The organism is Enterococcus rotai (genome assembly GCF_001465345.1).
GTDB lineage: Bacteria > Bacillota > Bacilli > Lactobacillales > Enterococcaceae > Enterococcus_L > Enterococcus_L rotai.
In genome coordinates, this window is the sequence record NZ_CP013655.1 from 746,698 (window position 1) to 765,303 (window position 18,606).

Below are 18,606 nucleotides of genomic sequence, written 5' to 3' on the forward strand. Positions count from 1 at the left end.
AAGCACCTACTTTACTGCATTTTTTTCAGCCTGTTTGATGGCTTGATGTATTTTTTGTAAGTTTCCAATGTCTTTAGACGCGTTGCTTTTAAACGTTGACACGATGGTACTAAGCGAAGAAACACTGCTTTTCATTGCACTAGCGGCGCTACTTTCAGAAAAACTCATGCTACTTGCTTGTTTCGGTTTGAATGATAGGGATGAGAGGCTGCTTGTAAATTTACTTGTTAAGGAATTTACGGTTGCTGCATCAGTACTGATTTTATCTGCCATCTGAATGTCTCCTTTGATCGATTAGTTGATTTTATCCTCTACATAATAGTCATCTTTTTAACTAAATTGCCCAACCATATAATTAGTTTTAAAAATATTATGTAAGATAAGAATACCATATTGAAAACTATAAACTTTATCAACTTATTCAGTGTACTTGTAACTTTTTGATAAACCATTGAATCGTTTAAATTTTATTGAAAAACTCTTTCTTTTCGTGCAAAATAAGTAATTGATATAGCTTATTTATTGATAAGACTTTTAGAAAATAGCGCTCTGAGAAGGAGGAACAAAAATGAAAACCAAAATGCCTGAAATTCTTTCTTTCATTTCAGAAGAAGCTGTTAGTAGAAAAATGACCAGTGAGGACATTGCCGTTCACTTTGGTTATGATAAACATCACTTTAGTCGGAAATTTAAAGAGATAAATGGATTCAGTATTGCTGAATTTCTCTCTAGTTTAAAAGTTGAAAAGGCGATCTTTGAACTTGATGAAGAAAAGCGAATACTCGACCTACAAGAGCGTTCAGGTTTTGAAAGCAGCGGTAGTTTCACGAATACGTTTAAAAAATATACAGGTAGTTCACCTAAAGAGTACAAAACGAAAATGAGTGAACTTTTTGATGATATGAAACGGTTTGAAACGGATGATAAGGATCAGTCGATAGCGCATTTTGAAGAAAAGAGTCAGTCTTTTTGCACCGTAACGATTGAAGTACCGGCTGGATTTGAGATGGGGATCCTATTTATTGGACTTTTCCGGACACTTATCCCGAATCATATGCCTATATCTGGATTAGCGACTAAAAATTTAATCGGAAATCCATTGAAAAATATTCCAAATGGAGACTATTATTTATTAGCTTGTGGCATAAGCCGTTCCACTAATGTTCTATCTTACTTTAACTTAGGCAACAGCTTGAGAGGGAAAGAAGATGAGCGTCTATCTTTCCCAAACTGTTCTGGCAATCATTACACGATTAAACTGAGAGAACCGATACCAGAAGACCCACCAATATTAGTGAATGTGGGAAAACTTTTGATCTCTCGTTTAAAGAACACAATCTAGAATAATATTATTCGACCGTGAAATGATAAACTAGTCGTAAGTTGATGGAATGGAGGAAATAGTTATGAGTTTAAATGTAAAGAGTGTCACTATAGGTTTACCAGTAAGTAATTTGGAGGAAGCTGCAAATTGGTATGAAAAACTTCTTATGAGTGACGAGAAAATCACCCCTGTTGAAGGTATTATTGAATATCAAATTGGTTCTGTTTGGATTCAACTATATGAAGAAAAAATTAATGTTTCAGAGAACGGTTTACGTTTTGAAGTGGAAGATTTAGACGCAGACTTTGAACGTTTAAAAACACTTGGAGTAATAACTGATGAAGTGATTGAGGATGTACCAGGTGTCCTTCGATACGTTGATTTCTCTGATCCAGATGGCAATAAATTATCTTTCTTATGGTTATACCCTCAAGAATAGATATAAATAGTGCTTATATAATGAATATAACGCTAAAACGACGGATAGATGATTCGTCGTTTTTTTATTTTAGAAATAATGCTTAAGTGGCGTAAAATATAACCTTGACTTGATTCTCTATGTTATATGAAATACGTTCATTTTTTATCACTGTCATTTTTACCTTTTCTCTATACTTAACTGTTAATCCATTTGATGGGTAGCGTATCATTATTCGTTTTACTTGGTTGATAACTACCTATATTCACTAAAAAAGTTAATACACATCCACTCGCAACGAAACACAACGCTTTACAACGTATATACAAAATGATATGATCATTACAAGGAAGGGGATGAGAATATGGCACAGTTAAACTTACGAATAGACGATGAGTTAAAGGAAGAATCTGCTAAGTTTTTTAATGAAATTGGCATGGATCTCTCTACAGGAATCAAAATTTATTTAACTAAGGTTGTTAAGGAACAAGCGATTCCATTCACACTTTCTCTAGGTCAAGATGATCTATCTCAAGCACTGAAAGAAATTGAAAGTGGTCATTACAAGACGTTTAATAATAAACAAGAGCTAATGAAAGAGTTAAACAATGAAGATTAAAACAGCTCCCACATTTGAACGGAACTACAAAGCTTTAAAGAAAAAACATTATGATATGAATAAATTCGAAGTGGTTCTTGACTAGTTACTTAGTCAAGATACTGAACAACTGGTGCATAAATATAAAGACCACGCCTTAAAAGGAAATAAAAAAGGATTACGAGAATTGCATATTGAAAATGATTGGTTACTTGTTTATAGAATTGATAATGACTGTTTAGAATTATGGTTACTTGCAACAGGTTCACATGATCAGGTTTTCAGAAATACTTAAGCAGTACCTTTTGAGTTTCCAAAGGGTACTGTTTTTATCTATTAAGACCAAGAAAAATCAGTTATAGTAACACTTTAATCCCTATAACTCTCTATCGCTTTTTCACAAGTACACACCACGTAGTGTATCTAAATGGATTAAATGACCAAAATTCCTCAGCTTTTTCAATATAATTCACGACTTGCTCCGCAAGAATGATCATTTCCCACTTATCATCAGGAAAAAGCTGCTTGATTCCATCTTCGTCAAAATAATGGTGAGGCACGCCTTCTTCTATTCCCACCTCTAATACAAATGTATCTTTTTCGATTTCTTCTCCCTTGCCATACAAATCCGCTTTTGTCGATTTGATCGTCCCTAAAAAATAGCCACCTGTTATAAGCGAATCGTAAATGCAATCAATCGCTTCAATTATTTTATCCAAAGTATTATGCTGAAGCACCGCCCAACTAAAAACACCATGCAAGAACTCTTTCTTGCTCCACGGATAGTTTTCCATCGAGGTCAAGGCTTCAACATAGTCAATGTGATTCTCTTCTAATTTTTTCGTTGTCAGTTCTATTGCTTTACTAGAATTATCGCTAATAAAAACCTCACAGCCCATTTTCCCCATCACCACACTGTGACGTCCTCCACCGCAACCTAGATCCCAAACCCGTTGCTCTTGCTGATTTGGAAATTCTTTTGCTAAGAGTTCTATGAATTTAGCGGCTTCAGGTTCAGGTGCTAATTCTATGTTTTTTTGATCATAAAATAGTGTATTCCAATCTGCCATATTCTTCCCCTTTTTCTTTAGATTTCCATTTGCTATGTACTATAAGTATATCCTATTAGCTACTCGTACTTGCCTCAAATTCTTTATTTTTGCTGTAATTAATTGATAAGCTGTGCCATAATTATTTTTGAACCGTTACTTATTGACTTGGATCTTATTTCTGAAAATCCTGTTATATCAACGTTTGCATCTATGTAAACACCTGTATACACCTATATTTCTAGTAAAGTACACTCTAATAGACAGACAAAATATCCCCTTCTATATTATCTTAGACTCAAAGGAGACAGCAAAATGAACTTTAATAAGCAATTAAAACTTTATCGTGAAAGAGATGGTTACTCTCAAGAAGAACTTGCAGAAAAAATCTATGTCACACGGCAAACAATTTCTAAATGGGAGAACGATCATACTTATCCTGATATTCATAATTTGATTGCATTAAGCACTCTTTTTGATGTCACTTTAGATGAATTAGTCAAAGGAGATGTAGCAATTATGAAAAACAATCAACACATCGAAGCGGAAAAAATGAATCGACTCTCTTGGGTTATGATTGTATTTATTGTCCTAACAGTTCTATCTATTGGTCCTGTTATGTTACTTTGGGATTGGTACGGATTGGGTATTTCTTTTGTTCTTTGGGGAATTTCTATGATTGCAGCTTTAAAAATCGAGAAAATCAAAAAGGAAAGAGATGTTCAAACCTATAGTGAAATTGTTGCTTTTATAGATGGGGAAGATCTTGAAGCCGCCAGAGCCAAACGAGATAAAAAAAGGGATCGCTGGAATAAAACAAAAATCGTTTTGGGCTTTTCATTAGTAGCTGGTGTACTTGCTGCGATTAGTTCGTTTCTATGGGTTTGGCTTTCGTAATATGCTTTAGAAAATTTATAGAAAGGACAACGTGACTGAGACATAACTCTGTGAGTCATATCCGGATAAACGGTGGGATCAGAAGCAACTCCTTCGGAAATAAATGCTTCTGTCCCACACCTTATTGGCCGTCTAAATTAACAAAATTGAACAAAAAAAGCACAAACAAGTTTTTTTTCTTGCTAGAACTTTTCATTCAATTTTATATACAATCCCATATATACACCTTGTATTCACAATAATTCTCTTTAAATTAACTTACTATTTTTTAGAATATGGTAATTGGATTTTAACCAATGAGCACGAGGAGCTTCCCTCTTACTTTATTTCTTAGCTATACAACAAAAAACAATATATGAACTTGTCTTTTTGATTAGATTTATGTAATTTCTAATGATAAATATGGTTTTGCGTCAGAAAATAAATCTAGAGACGTGTGTCTCTCATTTTGAATGGTATACTTTTTGTCGCTATTTTCTAAGTGGCTTTGGATCTCTTCGATCAGCTGAATAAGTAAGCTAGTTTCTTCTCTTTCATAGGCTGAAAACAAGTAAAGCTGTGCGATATTTTTATATTTCCCACTCATATTATGATACACTTGAATTTTTTTTTCTTGATACTTTTTTACGTATATGTTGGTACTTGTCAACATAATAAACCGATCATTCACATCTGAATTTGGTGGAGAGAATTGCGACTCCATTTCATGAAACATTGAAAATAACTCATAAAAAGTATTATCCCAATTTTGAACATCCTTTTGTTTTTCTAAAAAAGTAAATTCAATTTTCGCTAACGGCTTCATCACAGCTACCATAATACAAAACCTCTTTTCCGGCTGTTTAACATTCTTTTTTTTCTATTAAAGTGATACTGATATATGTTAAAAATAGACATACTCCCGTACATAATACGATTAAAATAGCTAAACTTTTAAAATTTGCTCCCTGCAATAATAATCCCACCAAGCTAGTCCCCCAAACCCAAGGAATCGCTAAGAATAAGTAATTGCCAATGATCATTGAGGCGATTGCTGTGATCAATAAGGATAACCCGCCAAACATAATCGTTGCTGTGCTGTTCAAATAAATCGTTGAAAAGAGAAAAATTTGGACATAGGCTGAAATACTCAACAAAATAGATAACAATAAAACCAAGTAAACCATAATCTGCAATTCACCAAGAATTACATTCAACAAAAATAAAGGAATAATAGAAATTAAAGCTGATATAAAAAGTTTGATAATGATAGCAACAGACTTAGTCACTAACTTTTTCTTCTTAGAAAAAACGTTGGATAATAGATATTGATAGTCAATAGCCTCTTCTCCTTTCATCGAAAAACTGACTGAAAGACTAACAAATAGTGGTAAGCACATAAAATAGACTTCAGTAAAATACCGTAATGATTCATAAAAAGTAAGACCTCTGTAGTAAAAATAACTATTTATAAGAATCGTTAAGAGCGTTGGGAATACAAGACTTATGTTAAATAGACTATCATGCTTTAGTAAAAAATTTTCTGCCCTCATTAGTTGGATACTTTTTTTCATGCTTAACACCCTTTCTATCTATAAAAAGCAAGCTCAGTACAATTCCCAATATCACTGCTGCGATAACCAAATAACTACTATTTGTACTCACTATCATTGGATCATTCTGATCGATAATTGAACCGCTAATACTTACATTTAGAGTTGGCATGATTGCTCTACTAGGCCAAGTCCACGGAATTACTTTGTACAGGTCACCATCCCCAAAAAACACAGTCAAAAGTGTTCCAAAAATAAAATTTATGATTAGTGTAATTAGAAAATTGCTTTTTCTTTCTAAAAATAAAACAAATGGAACCTGCCACAAACTTGTCACAAAAATCAGCATTGTTGATAAACAAATAACAACTCCTGAAGTATAAGGAAATAATAGATTGATACCCAATGCTAGTCCACTAAATAAAATTAAAAAGCTAGCATAATAAAATGTAATCACAAGCATTTTTGAAAACCATTCATAACTTCTATTATTTTTAGGTATTTGCAAATTTTTAAAATCAGTTGATCGTTTTTCATGGTTGTAAATAGTATGGACTATAATAGGGATTAACAGATTGATAAGTAGAAAGCTCAACCAATTAAATAAACTTGCAACAGCATTGTTATTCAACGATGTAAAAGAGAACCCTATCGTGATGATCCCAGCAAAAAATAAGAATAATAAATTTTGTCTCATGATTCCTAATGATTTTGTTTTTAACCATTCAGACTGAACATATCTAAACATAATTCTATATACCTCCTTCATTGGCTAGTACTTTCAAGAATGTATTCTCTAAATCCTTTATATTTTCAATCGTTTCTTCGTATTGAATAACGCCATTTTTAATAATTCCAACTTTGTCCGCTACATGCTGAATTTCTGTTAAGCTATGGCTCGATACAATAATCGTCATGCCCATTTTTTTTAGCTGCTGAAGTAAATCTCTAAACTCAATTACGCCTACAGGATCCAATCCGTTTGTTGGTTCATCTAGTATAAGCAATTGAGGATCATTTAAGATAGCTAATGCAATACCCAAACGCTGTTTCATTCCAACGGAGTAATCTTTTACTTTTTTTGAATCATCAATCAACCCAACTGTTACTAAAACTTCTGAAATTTTTTGCTCAGATAAATTATACCGTAGCGTTTGAACCTTCAAATTTTCACGAGCGGTTAAGTTCCCATACACAGCTGGCTGTTCTATTAAAAAACCAATAGAATCACTGTCTATTCCTAAAAAATCAATCCTTCCTCCATCAAAAGAAATAATCTGAGAAATAATTTTCAATAAAGTTGATTTTCCAGCACCATTCAATCCTAAGAGTCCATAGATTGTATTTTTTTCAACATTTAGGGAAACGCCATTTAAAATAACATTTTTTTTGTAGCTTTTCTTTATGTTAGCTACTTCTAGCGCGATACTCATGTGATAACCTCCTATAAGATTTTCTCACCAGTAATCACTATTACTAGCGAGAAAAAATATTTTAATACCTTCTCCATCATTTTGGCTCACCTCATCATCTGAACATTAGGTTCTTTGCTTATTTTACCCAATTACAGATTACTGTTTGAAGTTTACTTCCTTGACATCCCATAGTACATAAACTAACACTTGTGATTCTTGGTTCTGGTTTTACTCCGTTTATTGTTTGTGCTACATCTAAATCAAAATCATCAAATTGTGTCATTCTAGCTGTTCTCCTTTTATTTTTTCCCAATACCAACTGAACAGTTACATGTGATCGTTTTTAATGCACAGCCCATCAATACTCCTGTTACACATCCGGGGGTACATAAACTTTTACTTGTAATCCGTGGTTCTGGTTTTACCCCGTTTGTTGTTTGTGCTACGTCTAAATCAAAATCATCAAATTGTGTCATTTCTGTTTCCTCCTCTTATTTTTTTATTTTTTCCCAATACCTACTGAACAGTTACATGTGATCGTTTTTAATGCACAGCCCATCAATACTCCTGTTACACATCCGGGGGTACATAAACTTTTACTTGTAATCCGTGGTTCTGGTTTTACCCCGTTCGTTGTTTGCGCTACGTCTAAATCAAAATCATCAAATTGTGTCATTTCTGTTTCCTCCTCTTATTTTTTATTTTTTCCCAATACCTACTGAACAATTACATGTGATCGTTTTTAATGCACAGCCCATCAATACTCCTGTTACACATCCGGGGGTACATAAACTTTTACTTGTAATCCGTGGTTCTGGTTTTACCCCGTTTGTTGTTTGTGCTACGTCTAAATCAAAATCATCAAATTGTGTCATTTCTGTTTCCTCCTTTTTTCTTAATTTTTATTACACCTTAATTATAAGGTGGATCGTTCATTTTGAATGAAAACGTCTCAACAGCTCGTTTTTTATTCAAAACTGCTAATAACCTAATGCTTCAATCCAAGAACTTCTATTTCCATATCGCTCCCTTAATAACGTAAGCAACACACCTGAACTCCCACCCAATAAACCAATATCTGTTACTGACTTTCCAAATTCAATACTGGTAAAGCCAAAATGATTCTTCTCATCATAAAAACGAAGTATCTCTTCTTTAACCACTTTGATATACTCATCAAAATCTGACGTTCCAAGTTCCTTTTTAAACGTCAATAACGTATTCAATAATCCGCTATAGCCATGACAAATAGTTGCTGAAAACAATCCTTCTTCTTTGGAATAAATACTTCTAATTGATTGACTTGAAAAATCGATAATATCTTCCCTTTCTAATGCTTTTCCTGCATACAGTAACGCAACTGCAACTCCTGGAGTACCATAACACCAAGCATCACGATTTTCCACAACATCTGTTTTAGTATTTGTTAAATAATTTTCTAACGTCAACATTGCTGGCCAAATAATTTTTTGATTTTTCACTATACTATTTTTTATTAGAAAATCAACAATATACTCTATCGCTATAGCTTGCCCTGGCACAGTGATCCCTTTTAGCATACTTTTACTCAGAACTAATAGAATCCCTGCAATACCATGTGCCATACCTAAATTAAAATTTCCATCAGGATATAGTTTTGCTTCTTCTTCAGTAAATTGATTACGAGAACTAATATGAAAATTAGGATATCCAAACCGTTCATCTGTTAGGCTAACCAAATAGTTTAATATTCTAGTGAGCCAGTGTAAACTTTCATCATCGTCTTGTGTCAATAAGTAGAGACTTGTTCCTGACAGGCCTTCAATAATATCGTAGTCCGTCATTTCGACTTCTTTATCTGCAAGTAAATTTAGTTTTTCCTCTACGGATCGTAATAAAACTTTTTTCAAGTTTCCTTTTAATTTGGGATATTTCAAGTGATCGGGATCAAGACCGTCAATTCCAAGTAATATTCCAGAAATTCCCGAAAACATCGATGGATTTTTGATACCATACGTTTTTATTGATAAAACAATCTGTTGTAAATAGTTATGACCGTATTCTTCCCACGATTCTTTTGGAAAAAGACTAGATAGCTCTCCAAATAATAAACACAGAGAAGGAAATCCATGGCTTAATGCTAACGGGTGCCAATTTGAGTATTTAGTCCCATCAATAATCACAATGTTCTCTTCCGAATTGATGAGTTCATCAATTTTGTGATGATCCGCATGATTTTCAGCGCATTTTTTTAAATCAAATTTTGTTTTAAGCTGCAAAGTATTCTTCATATGATTCAGCCCTTTCCATCTCTTGATATAGTCGACAATTCTTCATTAAATGTGCATGTGTACCTATATCAACAATTTCTCCTTTATCCATTACGATAATCTTATCCGCATTTTGTGCTGCTAAAATTCTATGCGAAATAAATATTCCAATCTTTCCTTTTGTTTTTTCATAAAAAGAATCAAACACTTCTTTTTCTGAAATTGGATCTAAAGCAGAACTAGGTTCATCCAATATATATACGGATGCTTTCTTAAAGAATGATCTCGCAAGTGCAACCTTTTGCCATTGTCCACCGGAAAGCTGCCTTCCATTTTCAAACCAAATTCCCAATTGTTGATTTAAGTCTTCTTCATCTAAAAAATCAATATTCAATTCACGCATACACGTTTTCATTATTTCTGTATCTGAAATATTTTGAATATCACCAAAGCCAATATTTTCTTGAAGAGGTAATTCATATTTCACAAAATCTTGAAAAAGCACCGACAATTGTTGCTTATATCTAGTTTCTTCAATTTCCCTAAGTGGCACTCCATCTACTAAAATTTCTCCTTCTGAATTTTCATAAAGTTTAGTCAAGACTTTAATCAGAGTCGATTTTCCTGATCCATTCGGTCCTACAATAGCAACTCTTTCCCCAGCATGTAACGTCAAGTCTACTTTCTTCAAGGCTAAACTTTGTGTCTCTGGGTAGTGATAAGAAACCTTTTTAAACTCAATATCATGAATATCTGTGATCTCTGTATTATCTGGTATCAAGACTTCTTCATTTTCAACCTGAACAAATTCTTCTATAAATTCGAAAAGTTTTTCCATATACAGATTATTGTTATATAGAGCATAAATACTCGTCATCACACCTTTTGAACTAGATTGAATCATCGAGGTTACTTTGATGATACTTACAACATTTCCGACCAAAATAGTTCCAGAATAAGCAGCAGTAATTGCTACAAATAGCACAATCGCCCCAATAATTTGAACCCCCACTTCAAAAAGAATACTTAATTTCGATTTTTGATATAAGAGATCCATATCCTGTTTGATAAAATTTTCTTTTATTCTGGAAAATTTATTTATGATATACTCTTTCAAATCGTAAAACTTGACTTCCTTAAATGAAAAATCATGAGTTAATATATAATTTAAATACCAAGACTCACGTTCATCTTCCATACGCTGATATTGTATATTAAATTCCCGCTTACCAATCTGTATATAATAGTAAATGGAAGTCAATGGAACTAATGTTAGCAATAGTGCCATTTTCCAACTCCACATTGATAAGAAAATAATTGAACCAATCAACGTAATCATTGTCTTCATCAAATTAATAGTCATATCCAAACTTTGAGAAGGTTTAAAAGCTATTTGACCATTGATACGTTCAATTTGATTATATGTTTCTGAATTTTCAAAATCTTTTAATTTCATGTCACCACAAGCATTCATAATGATTTTATTTAGTTTGTACACCAAATTCACCTGCAGCTTTTGTTCAAAGATAGCCGAAATTTGTCCGACTATCTCACTCCCCACTGTAAAGCTAACAAACGCAATCAGCAAAACCATCACTCGATTAAGTACTTGATGAGCTACTATACTATTTAGTAGTTCTTGTGATAAATATGTTGTAAGTAATGGTACAACTGACACTAACAGACTCAATAATAAAATAACAATCAGATTTTTCTTTTCTAAATCATAGATAAGTTTTAAAGTCTTTTTTGTATTGGAATATAGATTCTTCATGATTAAGCTGCCTCCCTTGTTCTGGTGTGGATCAAGTAATTAAACACTTGACCTACAACAGCCATCACAAACGCCTCTTGATTTTGATCAACACCAAATAATCGATTACAATGCAGATGAATGAAACTAGAAAAAATATTTATCTTTTCTTCTAAAGAAAAGTCCATACGTTTGTATACTTCCAAATAATCTTCTACTGATTCTTTCCTTAAAGTCGCCCATTTCTTCATTTGGCTATCCGTACGTCTAAATTCATCTAGTATTTCCTTTTTATTCTCACGGAAATACAAACTGCTATCTTGACGTTTCTCATACGTATGCACAAGAGCTTTGATTTCAGAATCTTCCAAACTCAATTGGTCAATAAAGTCAACAACCGTTAATACTCCTGATAATTCAAACGGAATATCCAGTGTTCCCAACCTGTTACTATATAAAATATTTTCAACAACCTTGCTATCCGCCATAAATACCTTTTCAGCTAACGAAATCAATTCTTTCCCACCATAACGTTCTACTTCTCGTTCATAGGAATCGATCGTATACCTAGCGATCATCTCCTGCGACAACAACGTTTTTAACCAGTCAAAGATTCGAGTTGTATACTTTTGAAGTTTCTCTTCTGATGCATTGAAGCGCAAGCGAATATGCGGATGTGTGTCTATATATCTCATAAAGAAATAGTGAATTCCTGTTTCTTCTTCAAGTTTCGAGCAAAACTCTTTAATACAAAGTGTAATTAAATCCAACTCCTTCTTTCTTGTCGTATAAAGTTTAAAATAGAGCCAGTCATCATAAGGAAGTTTTGTGCTTGTTTCAAAATCGCTCGTTACAATTGATTTCGGTAAAATAGTTTCATCCGTCTCTTTTTCAACAGAAAACATTGGCACTACAATCTCAGCAGTATAACTCTCGTCGTTTTGGTCAACAAACACATTCTCTCCTTCTTCGCAGGCTTGCAGTTGTATCCGCATTTGTGCCTTAGAATTTTTTTTGTACTCTGCAAATAAAATCTCTAGTTCAGAATCATTGCTAAAATGGATTGGAATACGATTATCATAGTCAGTTAAATAGAACCTGTTTGGAAGCGCAAATGCCTCTTTGTATTCACTGAATTTCTTTTTAAATAACTCAAAATCATTAATCATTTCAGGCATAAGACTCTCTGTAGAAATGAACCATCTTTCTGGCGACAAAACGATACTTTTATATCTTAATTCAGGTATATGATCGAAATCAGAATAGATCCTATGCCAAGGGAATTCACTCCACGAACGTTTCCTGTATATCGAAATCTCATGTAAAAAACGCAACATATTATGTGAAATACCTGCGTTCAGCATATTCGTTGCCTGAAATTCAAGTAGATCTCCGTTTTTTCTATTTCTAGCATAAAAACCGTAGTTATCAATACCAATCAAAATATCTTTAATCGTTATCTCTCGACTCACTTCCAAAGAATTATTTGTAAATAAAGAGAGTTCATATTCTTTAAAATGAGGATTTATTGAAACATTACCATTGCGAATATTACTAGGAACATAGCTGATTTCACATGTTTTCACATACTTATTTCTTTTAGTTGTTTCTTTATCTTGAATCGTTTTAATTGTTTCCCCAAAATGGTTACTTAAATGACCAAATCTTCCAAACGTTTTGCCAGCGCCTTGAGATCCTCCCCCTGGGCTGAGATATGCTAGATATTTTTCTCCTGATTTTTTCAATAGAAAGAATGCTTCTAAGGACTTTAATAATTTAGTGTCTTCAAACTGGGAATCGCCTAGTAATTTTTTGACATCCTTTTCTCTAAGATCAATCGCAGCCCCTTTTTTCTCTGCCACATTTATCTTCGAAAGAAAATAGTTTCTCAAGCGTAAATTATAATCAGGTATCACAGGCGCTCTGGAAATAAAATCATTTTCAGGCTTATCATAGGAAAATGGTGCTCCCAATCCATTACCCGTATCAAATAAATCCGTTAGCGGAACTTCTTGACTAAATCCATACTTGTCTAAAAACTCATCTTGATACAGTTGTATGTGCGCAAAAGCTGGATTATTTTCTGATGCTAACAATGTTAAAAAGCTAACTGCCTCGTTTATTTCCTCAACTAAGTTTTGAGGAATAGAAATCGAATCATTGTTTAAAAGACTATCAACTTGAAGAGGTGATGTACTTCGATAAAGAGTGTTCATTTCTTTATACAACGTTAAATAGGTTTGTTCTCCTGTTCCAAGTTTCATCTTGTTGTATTGTTTAATTTGATCATCAACTTTTTGCAGTTGAATAGCTCGTTCAGAAAAATACGCATTTTTATTCAACTCAGTGATTAAGTACTCCAACTGATTACTCACAGTCATCGGCGGCCTTAAATTCGAAATCAGAAATTCGTTTTTTATCAATTTATATAAGAAAGAACTCAACTTATCTTCATTTTGCTTAGGATACGCTTGTCTAAGCGTAGCTAATAAATTTTCAAATGCTACTAGATTTTGACCTTGATCCATCAACAACTTAAATGGCATTGATAGCTGAATACTCTCAGTAGAACTTGCTGTTTCAGTATTGTATAGCACGTAGGCACGATTTCCTTTTGTGTAAACAGCTGGGTTGATTTTAAATTCCAAATGTTGATATCCATTTAACTCTTCTTTTTTGATTACATTGAAGATCCAACTTAAATCAGCTCTAGCAACGTGTTCAAAGTTCTTTTCATCAAATGCAAAGTTTTCTTTATTTGTTGAAGTTTTTGCTATACCGACTGCTGAATAGAGACCAAATGGAGTTGTTCTTGTATTTCTTCTCAAAGCATACTTCAATAACGACTGCTCTAAATTCCTTTTTTTCTTATTCGATAGTGTTTTCCCATTGACTAAATACTCCGTCGCTTGATCATAAATCGATTTGCTAGAAATCAAGACCTGTTCTCTAAATACTGGATCGTTAAACAACTCTTTAACATCTGTATTCTTTTCTTTTTCAGAAACGGTAGGTAATCTAACCATTACTTCCTCGTTTACTTCATAAAGTTTTTTCATACTTTCATTCCTCCTTATTTTACTAATTGTTCTTTTCTTGATGTCCAATCGGAATATAAACCCTATTGGATAATCTTATTTTCATATAATGTAAAACAACAGAAAAAGTACTTTTACCTTTTTCTACTGAATTTAGCGCTAGGAACTCTTTTTTAATATTAACTATTCTGCAATCTATCCGTCCCGTAGATAAACACGCGTTTTCTTTCATGATCAATAGTCTGTTCTTGATTTTTCAACTCATTACCTCCTTGCTACATATTAAGTATACGGTCATTTTTATAAACAATACTGCTTCACTCTGGAGATGCTCCTCTTTGATCAAAACTGTATTTTTAACGATTACTTTTTTGCAGTGATGATGTCAAAACCGTGACGGTTATACTATTAAAGAGATCAATGCTGATTTTTATATCAGAATGATTTTTCTTCCTTGTGAGCGTTACTATCCTTGCTACATATACAGTATATCTCCTCATAGCAACAATGCTTTGTTTACTCTGAAGACAGATAATTATTATCAGAACTGCTTTTTTTGTAACTAGGCTTATACAGTTGTGATATCAAAATCGTTAAGTGGGCATTTCATTAAACTATTATCTATAGAAATGAATTCCCTTCACTTTACAGACTCGCCTGCTAGTAGCTCTTCATTTACGACGTTGTTTTAACCGCAGAAGGCTGGTCCAAAATCTACACAAAAAAGGGTGTGGTATGACTCGTAGAGTCACACCACACCCTTAAGGAATCCAGATAAATGCAGGGAGCAAAAGGTCCTCCATGCTTCGAGGATCGGAGTGAAACGAGAACCGTAGATGCAGAAGCAACGAATTGATGTTACAAAGTACCTACTTCACGTTATTTCGATCTCATCAATCTCTATGTATCAAAGGTACCAAGAATTGAAGGACTGTGCTAAACACTTCTTTCCCCCTCTTAATTGCCTGTATTTAGATAGAAAAAAAGCATGGTATTTCCCATGCTTTATCAAGGTGATAACCGGATTTGAACCGGTGATCAAGGTTTTGCAGACCTGCGCCTTTCCTCTTGGCTATATCACCATTTTATTCTTTTAAGTCCATCAATTCTTTTGGGATTTTTGGTTCATAACACAACCCAATACAAAAGTTCTCCATATTCAACATTCCTAACTTTACCAATACTTGTCCAATCATTTTTACTCCTCCTATTAATTGTCATTTATATTTTGAAAGTAGCAGCAATTTGTTTTCTACTATCAACTTAAAGGTGATAACCGGATTTGAACCGGTGATCAAGGTTTTGCAGACCTGTGCCTTTCCTCTTGGCTATATCACCATTTTATTCTTCTACGTCCATTAATTCTTTTGGGATCTTTGGCTCATAGCACAACCCAATACAAAAATATTCTATGTTCAAGGTACCTAATCTTTCTAACAATTGTCCAATCATTTTTTAGTCCTCCTTTAATTTAAAGTGCCTCATGTAACTTAGGTAGCAACAAGACAGATGCTGTGAACGCGCCTAAAACAATTAAATTCATTGAAAGTAATGTTAACGGTATTATGAAGTTTAAGGTTACTACACCTTGTGCTATCAATGCTTTTTTTCTTAACTTCTTTCTTTTGGTTTTATTATAAATTGGATTCTTCTTTGAATCTGATGGAGCATATAGATATGTGATGATAAAACCTAACAAAAAGAGAACAAACAACAATTTTTCTGAAAACAAAAAACCTATTGAATTCAGCCAAGGGACGCCAACTAGTAGCACCAAAGAGAGAATAGCGCATTTAAAATCAGAACTAGCATGTGCTCCTTGAGCGTTACCGCGTATAAATAAAAAGAAAAAATGGAAAACAAATACTGGGAAAATAATGTTTAAAATCCACGCTACTATATAAATTATTACTAGTTTATAAAAATTAACTAAAAAGAACTCCAGTCCTAGTTTACATTTTAGATAGTAGATAGTATCTGTTTTATCAATCTTTAGCTTCCTCAATAAAACAACTGACAATTCTTCCACAAGATTTTTTCTTTCAATTCGTTCCATTTCATTCACCTCACACCATTAGTATAGTCGCTATAAGCAACTTTAGAATCTTTTATCCTAACAGAGTATTTTTTTATCAAAACCGCAACAGCTTCTATCTCAAAAAACAAGTTAGCTAAATCACGCAATTCGGTTATAATTCGTTATAAAGTGGTGCCCAAAATCAAAAGAAATGCTATAATAGCATTATTAGGAGGCGCTTTGGTTATGATCTATTCGTTGACTTTGCTTTTACAAGCTATCATCTTTTTTATTACGCTAAAGATTTTCACAAAAACTAAAGGTTTAACTCTGATAGAAAGTCTATTTTTTCTATTATTAGTGTTAAACAATGTATTTGTTATGCAGTATCTAGGAAATATTGCTTTATTAACGAATATACTCCTACTATTTTGTATCGTATATACTAGAAATAAAGAATGGATGTATGCGTTATCAACTGTTTCCATTGTAATGATTGTCAATATTCTTGCTGATCATATCGCAACATTTATATTATCGCTGATGTTCCAAATCCATATCTTAGAATCAATGACTAGCGATATCATGTTTTACTTATTACTTTCCTTTATTTTCGCTTTAGGAATAATCGTCCTCACAAGAAAATTTTTTGAAAGTAATGCGCAATTCTTAACCTCAAAAAAAGGACGGAAACCATTCACGCTCGCCACAGTATCGATTTGGTTTGTATTTTATTTGAATGTCGTTTTCGAGTTAGTCTCTGGTAATCAAAAAAACATCGTTGAGCTTAATTTATTATTTTTTGCAATCATCTTACTTGTTTCAGGTATCACCATTGCTTCATACATACAGTCGATCAGACGAACTTATGAAACAGAACAACAAAAATTAGAGTTTGAAATGATGAGAACGTACACGAATAATCTGGAGCAACAGTATTCTGAAATTAGAAAGTTCAGACATGATTATCAGAATATTCTCACTTCATTAGAAGGATATATTTTAAAAAAAGATTATACGAACTTAGAGAATTATTTTTTTGAAAATATCAAACCTACAGGCAAACAAATTCAACAGAATAATTTTGTTTTAAAGGATTTGTCTAAAATGAAGTTAGAAGATATTAAAAGTCTAATTGCTGCTAAGGCCTCCGTAGCACAAGAAAAAAATATCAAGGTTGTTATTGAAGTGACTGAACCTATAGATTTTATTAATATTTCTAGCGTTACGTTAATTAGAGCCCTTGGAATAATTCTTGATAATGCTATTGAAGCTACTGAGACAATAGAAAATAAAAGACTCTCTATTGCTTTTATAAAAAATAAAAATTCGATACATATCGTTGTTGAAAATACATGTTTGGATGATTTACCTAAGCTTCACGTCTTAAAAAAAGAAGGCTATTCTACAAAAGGACCAGATAGAGGACTTGGTTTAAGTAATCTACAAGAGCTAATAAACTCCTCTTCAAACAGTACATTAATAACAAAAATAGAAAACACCAGCTTTAGCCAAACCATCACAATTCTAAACGATTAAGGAGAATTAGTATGCTATCAGTATTTATTTGCGAAGATGAAAGAGAACAACGTCAAAATATCGAGGATTACGTAAAGAAAACCATTATGATCGAAGAATATGATATGGAATTAGTTCTTTCAACAGATAGCCCTATGGAAGTACTAGATTATGTCAAAGCAAATCCTAAAGAAACTGGTTTATATTTTTTAGATGTTGATTTAGGTCAAGAGATGTCAGGAATTGCATTGGCTTCTGAATTACGAGAAATTGATGATTTTGGAAAAATTGTTTTTGTTACAACCCACGCTGAATTATCCTATCTTACTTTTACTTATAAAGTAGAGGCTATGGATTACATTATTAAAGATAATCCCGAAAATATTCGAAGCAGAGTACAAGAATGTGTGCACACCGCATTTAAAAGATACAAAAATGATAACCAAGAGAAAAAAAATATCCTAAAAATCAAAGTAGGTGATAAACTCCATGTGTTGGATTACGACGATATAATGTTTTTTGAAACTTCACCAGTTCCACATAAACTGGTCGTTCATTTAGATGATTCTCAACTAGAATACTACGGGTCCATCAAAGATATCCCACAAATAGCTGGAAATTTTTATCGTTGTCATAAATCATTTGTAGTAAATAAAAAAAATATAAAACATATAGACAAAAAAAACAGAGAAATTGAATTAAGCAACGGTGAAACCTGTTTTATTTCAACCAGATTTATGAAGGGCTTACTCTAAGTTTTTCATTTACTATTCAAATAATACTAAATGAAAAACTAGT

General features: G+C 32.9%; 22 protein-coding genes, 2 tRNA genes and 1 pseudogene. 7 read left to right on the forward strand and 18 right to left on the reverse strand.

Annotated elements, in window-relative coordinates; all coding sequences use genetic code 11:
- Positions 1-6: 6 nt before the first annotated feature.
- Positions 7-273, reverse strand: a complete 267-nt coding sequence (locus ATZ35_RS03570; protein ID WP_069641118.1) for a DUF3130 family protein — start codon at positions 271-273, stop codon at positions 7-9.
- 295 nt (positions 274-568) lie between these two features.
- On the opposite strand from ATZ35_RS03570, the gene ATZ35_RS03575 reads away from it, so the two are divergent.
- The 4 genes and pseudogenes from ATZ35_RS03575 to ATZ35_RS16900 all read left to right on the forward strand — a co-directional run.
- Positions 569-1,342, forward strand: coding sequence for a helix-turn-helix domain-containing protein (locus ATZ35_RS03575; protein WP_208929530.1), 774 nt, complete (start codon positions 569-571; stop codon positions 1,340-1,342).
- 64 nt (positions 1,343-1,406) lie between these two features.
- Positions 1,407-1,763 (forward strand): VOC family protein, encoded by a 357-nt coding sequence (locus tag ATZ35_RS03580; protein WP_208929531.1) that lies wholly within the window; start codon positions 1,407-1,409, stop codon positions 1,761-1,763.
- A gap of 343 nt (positions 1,764-2,106) precedes the next feature.
- A complete protein-coding gene (locus ATZ35_RS03585; protein ID WP_208929532.1) occupies positions 2,107-2,361 on the forward strand; it encodes a type II toxin-antitoxin system RelB/DinJ family antitoxin in 255 nt (84 codons plus the stop codon).
- A gap of 100 nt (positions 2,362-2,461) precedes the next feature.
- Positions 2,462-2,635 (forward strand): annotated as a pseudogene (locus ATZ35_RS16900) (type II toxin-antitoxin system YafQ family toxin); the annotation flags it as partial.
- 91 nt (positions 2,636-2,726) lie between these two features.
- On the opposite strand, the gene ATZ35_RS03595 reads toward ATZ35_RS16900, so the two are convergent.
- Positions 2,727-3,410, reverse strand: coding sequence for a class I SAM-dependent methyltransferase (locus ATZ35_RS03595; protein ID WP_208929533.1), 684 nt, complete (start codon positions 3,408-3,410; stop codon positions 2,727-2,729).
- A 294-nt stretch (positions 3,411-3,704) separates the two neighbouring features.
- On the opposite strand from ATZ35_RS03595, the gene ATZ35_RS03600 reads away from it, so the two are divergent.
- On the forward strand, positions 3,705-4,286 hold the full coding sequence (locus ATZ35_RS03600) for a helix-turn-helix domain-containing protein (RefSeq protein ID WP_208929534.1): 582 nt from the start codon (positions 3,705-3,707) through the stop codon (positions 4,284-4,286).
- A 379-nt stretch (positions 4,287-4,665) separates the two neighbouring features.
- Here ATZ35_RS03600 and ATZ35_RS03605 read toward each other — a convergent pair whose 3' ends face one another.
- From ATZ35_RS03605 to ATZ35_RS03680, 16 genes are all read right to left on the reverse strand, one after another.
- Positions 4,666-5,103 carry a hypothetical protein gene (locus tag ATZ35_RS03605; protein WP_208929535.1) on the reverse strand — a complete coding sequence of 146 codons (438 nt, stop codon included), beginning with the start codon at positions 5,101-5,103 and terminating at the stop codon, positions 4,666-4,668.
- 25 nt (positions 5,104-5,128) lie between these two features.
- Positions 5,129-5,665 carry an ABC-2 family transporter permease gene (locus ATZ35_RS03610; RefSeq protein WP_208929536.1) on the reverse strand — a complete coding sequence of 179 codons (537 nt, stop codon included), beginning with the start codon at positions 5,663-5,665 and terminating at the stop codon, positions 5,129-5,131.
- A 121-nt stretch (positions 5,666-5,786) separates the two neighbouring features.
- Positions 5,787-6,566 carry a lantibiotic immunity ABC transporter MutE/EpiE family permease subunit gene (locus tag ATZ35_RS03615; protein ID WP_208929537.1) on the reverse strand — a complete coding sequence of 260 codons (780 nt, stop codon included), beginning with the start codon at positions 6,564-6,566 and terminating at the stop codon, positions 5,787-5,789.
- Positions 6,567-6,570: 4 nt separating this feature from the next.
- Entirely contained in the window at positions 6,571-7,251 is a 681-nt protein-coding gene (locus ATZ35_RS03620) for an ATP-binding cassette domain-containing protein (RefSeq protein ID WP_208929538.1), read from the reverse strand.
- A 118-nt stretch (positions 7,252-7,369) separates the two neighbouring features.
- Positions 7,370-7,516: a gallidermin/nisin family lantibiotic gene (locus ATZ35_RS03625; RefSeq protein ID WP_016249977.1), complete on the reverse strand. Its 147-nt coding sequence runs from the start codon at positions 7,514-7,516 to the stop codon at positions 7,370-7,372.
- A 16-nt stretch (positions 7,517-7,532) separates the two neighbouring features.
- The gene (locus ATZ35_RS03630; RefSeq protein WP_016249978.1) at positions 7,533-7,709 is read right to left on the reverse strand and encodes a gallidermin/nisin family lantibiotic; all 177 of its coding nucleotides are present in this window, start codon (positions 7,707-7,709) and stop codon (positions 7,533-7,535) included.
- Between the two features lie 23 nt (positions 7,710-7,732).
- Positions 7,733-7,909, reverse strand: coding sequence for a gallidermin/nisin family lantibiotic (locus ATZ35_RS03635; RefSeq protein WP_016249978.1), 177 nt, complete (start codon positions 7,907-7,909; stop codon positions 7,733-7,735).
- A gap of 22 nt (positions 7,910-7,931) precedes the next feature.
- Complete coding sequence (locus ATZ35_RS03640) at positions 7,932-8,108, reverse strand: gallidermin/nisin family lantibiotic (RefSeq protein ID WP_016249978.1); 177 nt, start codon at positions 8,106-8,108, stop codon at positions 7,932-7,934.
- Positions 8,109-8,213: 105 nt separating this feature from the next.
- Positions 8,214-9,503 carry a lanthionine synthetase C family protein gene (locus tag ATZ35_RS03645; protein ID WP_208929539.1) on the reverse strand — a complete coding sequence of 430 codons (1,290 nt, stop codon included), beginning with the start codon at positions 9,501-9,503 and terminating at the stop codon, positions 8,214-8,216.
- The gene (locus ATZ35_RS03650) at positions 9,481-11,160 is read right to left on the reverse strand and encodes an ABC transporter ATP-binding protein (RefSeq protein ID WP_244148204.1); all 1,680 of its coding nucleotides are present in this window, start codon (positions 11,158-11,160) and stop codon (positions 9,481-9,483) included. Before ATZ35_RS03650 ends, ATZ35_RS03645 begins: the two co-directional genes overlap by 23 nt.
- A gap of 98 nt (positions 11,161-11,258) precedes the next feature.
- The gene (locus tag ATZ35_RS03655; RefSeq protein ID WP_208929541.1) at positions 11,259-14,294 is read right to left on the reverse strand and encodes a lantibiotic dehydratase; all 3,036 of its coding nucleotides are present in this window, start codon (positions 14,292-14,294) and stop codon (positions 11,259-11,261) included.
- 990 nt (positions 14,295-15,284) lie between these two features.
- A tRNA-Cys gene (locus tag ATZ35_RS03660) sits at positions 15,285-15,355 on the reverse strand.
- Positions 15,356-15,358: 3 nt separating this feature from the next.
- The gene (locus ATZ35_RS03665) at positions 15,359-15,469 is read right to left on the reverse strand and encodes a cyclic lactone autoinducer peptide (RefSeq protein WP_010766317.1); all 111 of its coding nucleotides are present in this window, start codon (positions 15,467-15,469) and stop codon (positions 15,359-15,361) included.
- Between the two features lie 71 nt (positions 15,470-15,540).
- Positions 15,541-15,611 (reverse strand) — tRNA-Cys (locus tag ATZ35_RS03670).
- Positions 15,612-15,614: 3 nt separating this feature from the next.
- Positions 15,615-15,725 carry a cyclic lactone autoinducer peptide gene (locus ATZ35_RS03675; protein ID WP_010766318.1) on the reverse strand — a complete coding sequence of 37 codons (111 nt, stop codon included), beginning with the start codon at positions 15,723-15,725 and terminating at the stop codon, positions 15,615-15,617.
- Between the two features lie 19 nt (positions 15,726-15,744).
- Positions 15,745-16,329 carry an accessory gene regulator B family protein gene (locus ATZ35_RS03680; protein ID WP_208929542.1) on the reverse strand — a complete coding sequence of 195 codons (585 nt, stop codon included), beginning with the start codon at positions 16,327-16,329 and terminating at the stop codon, positions 15,745-15,747.
- A gap of 207 nt (positions 16,330-16,536) precedes the next feature.
- Between ATZ35_RS03680 and ATZ35_RS03685 the strand changes: the two genes are divergently transcribed.
- Together ATZ35_RS03685 and ATZ35_RS03690 are read left to right on the forward strand one after the other, a co-directional pair.
- The gene (locus ATZ35_RS03685) at positions 16,537-17,829 is read left to right on the forward strand and encodes a sensor histidine kinase (RefSeq protein WP_208929543.1); all 1,293 of its coding nucleotides are present in this window, start codon (positions 16,537-16,539) and stop codon (positions 17,827-17,829) included.
- An 11-nt stretch (positions 17,830-17,840) separates the two neighbouring features.
- Positions 17,841-18,563, forward strand: a complete 723-nt coding sequence (locus tag ATZ35_RS03690; protein WP_208929544.1) for a LytR/AlgR family response regulator transcription factor — start codon at positions 17,841-17,843, stop codon at positions 18,561-18,563.
- Positions 18,564-18,606 lie beyond the last annotated feature (43 nt).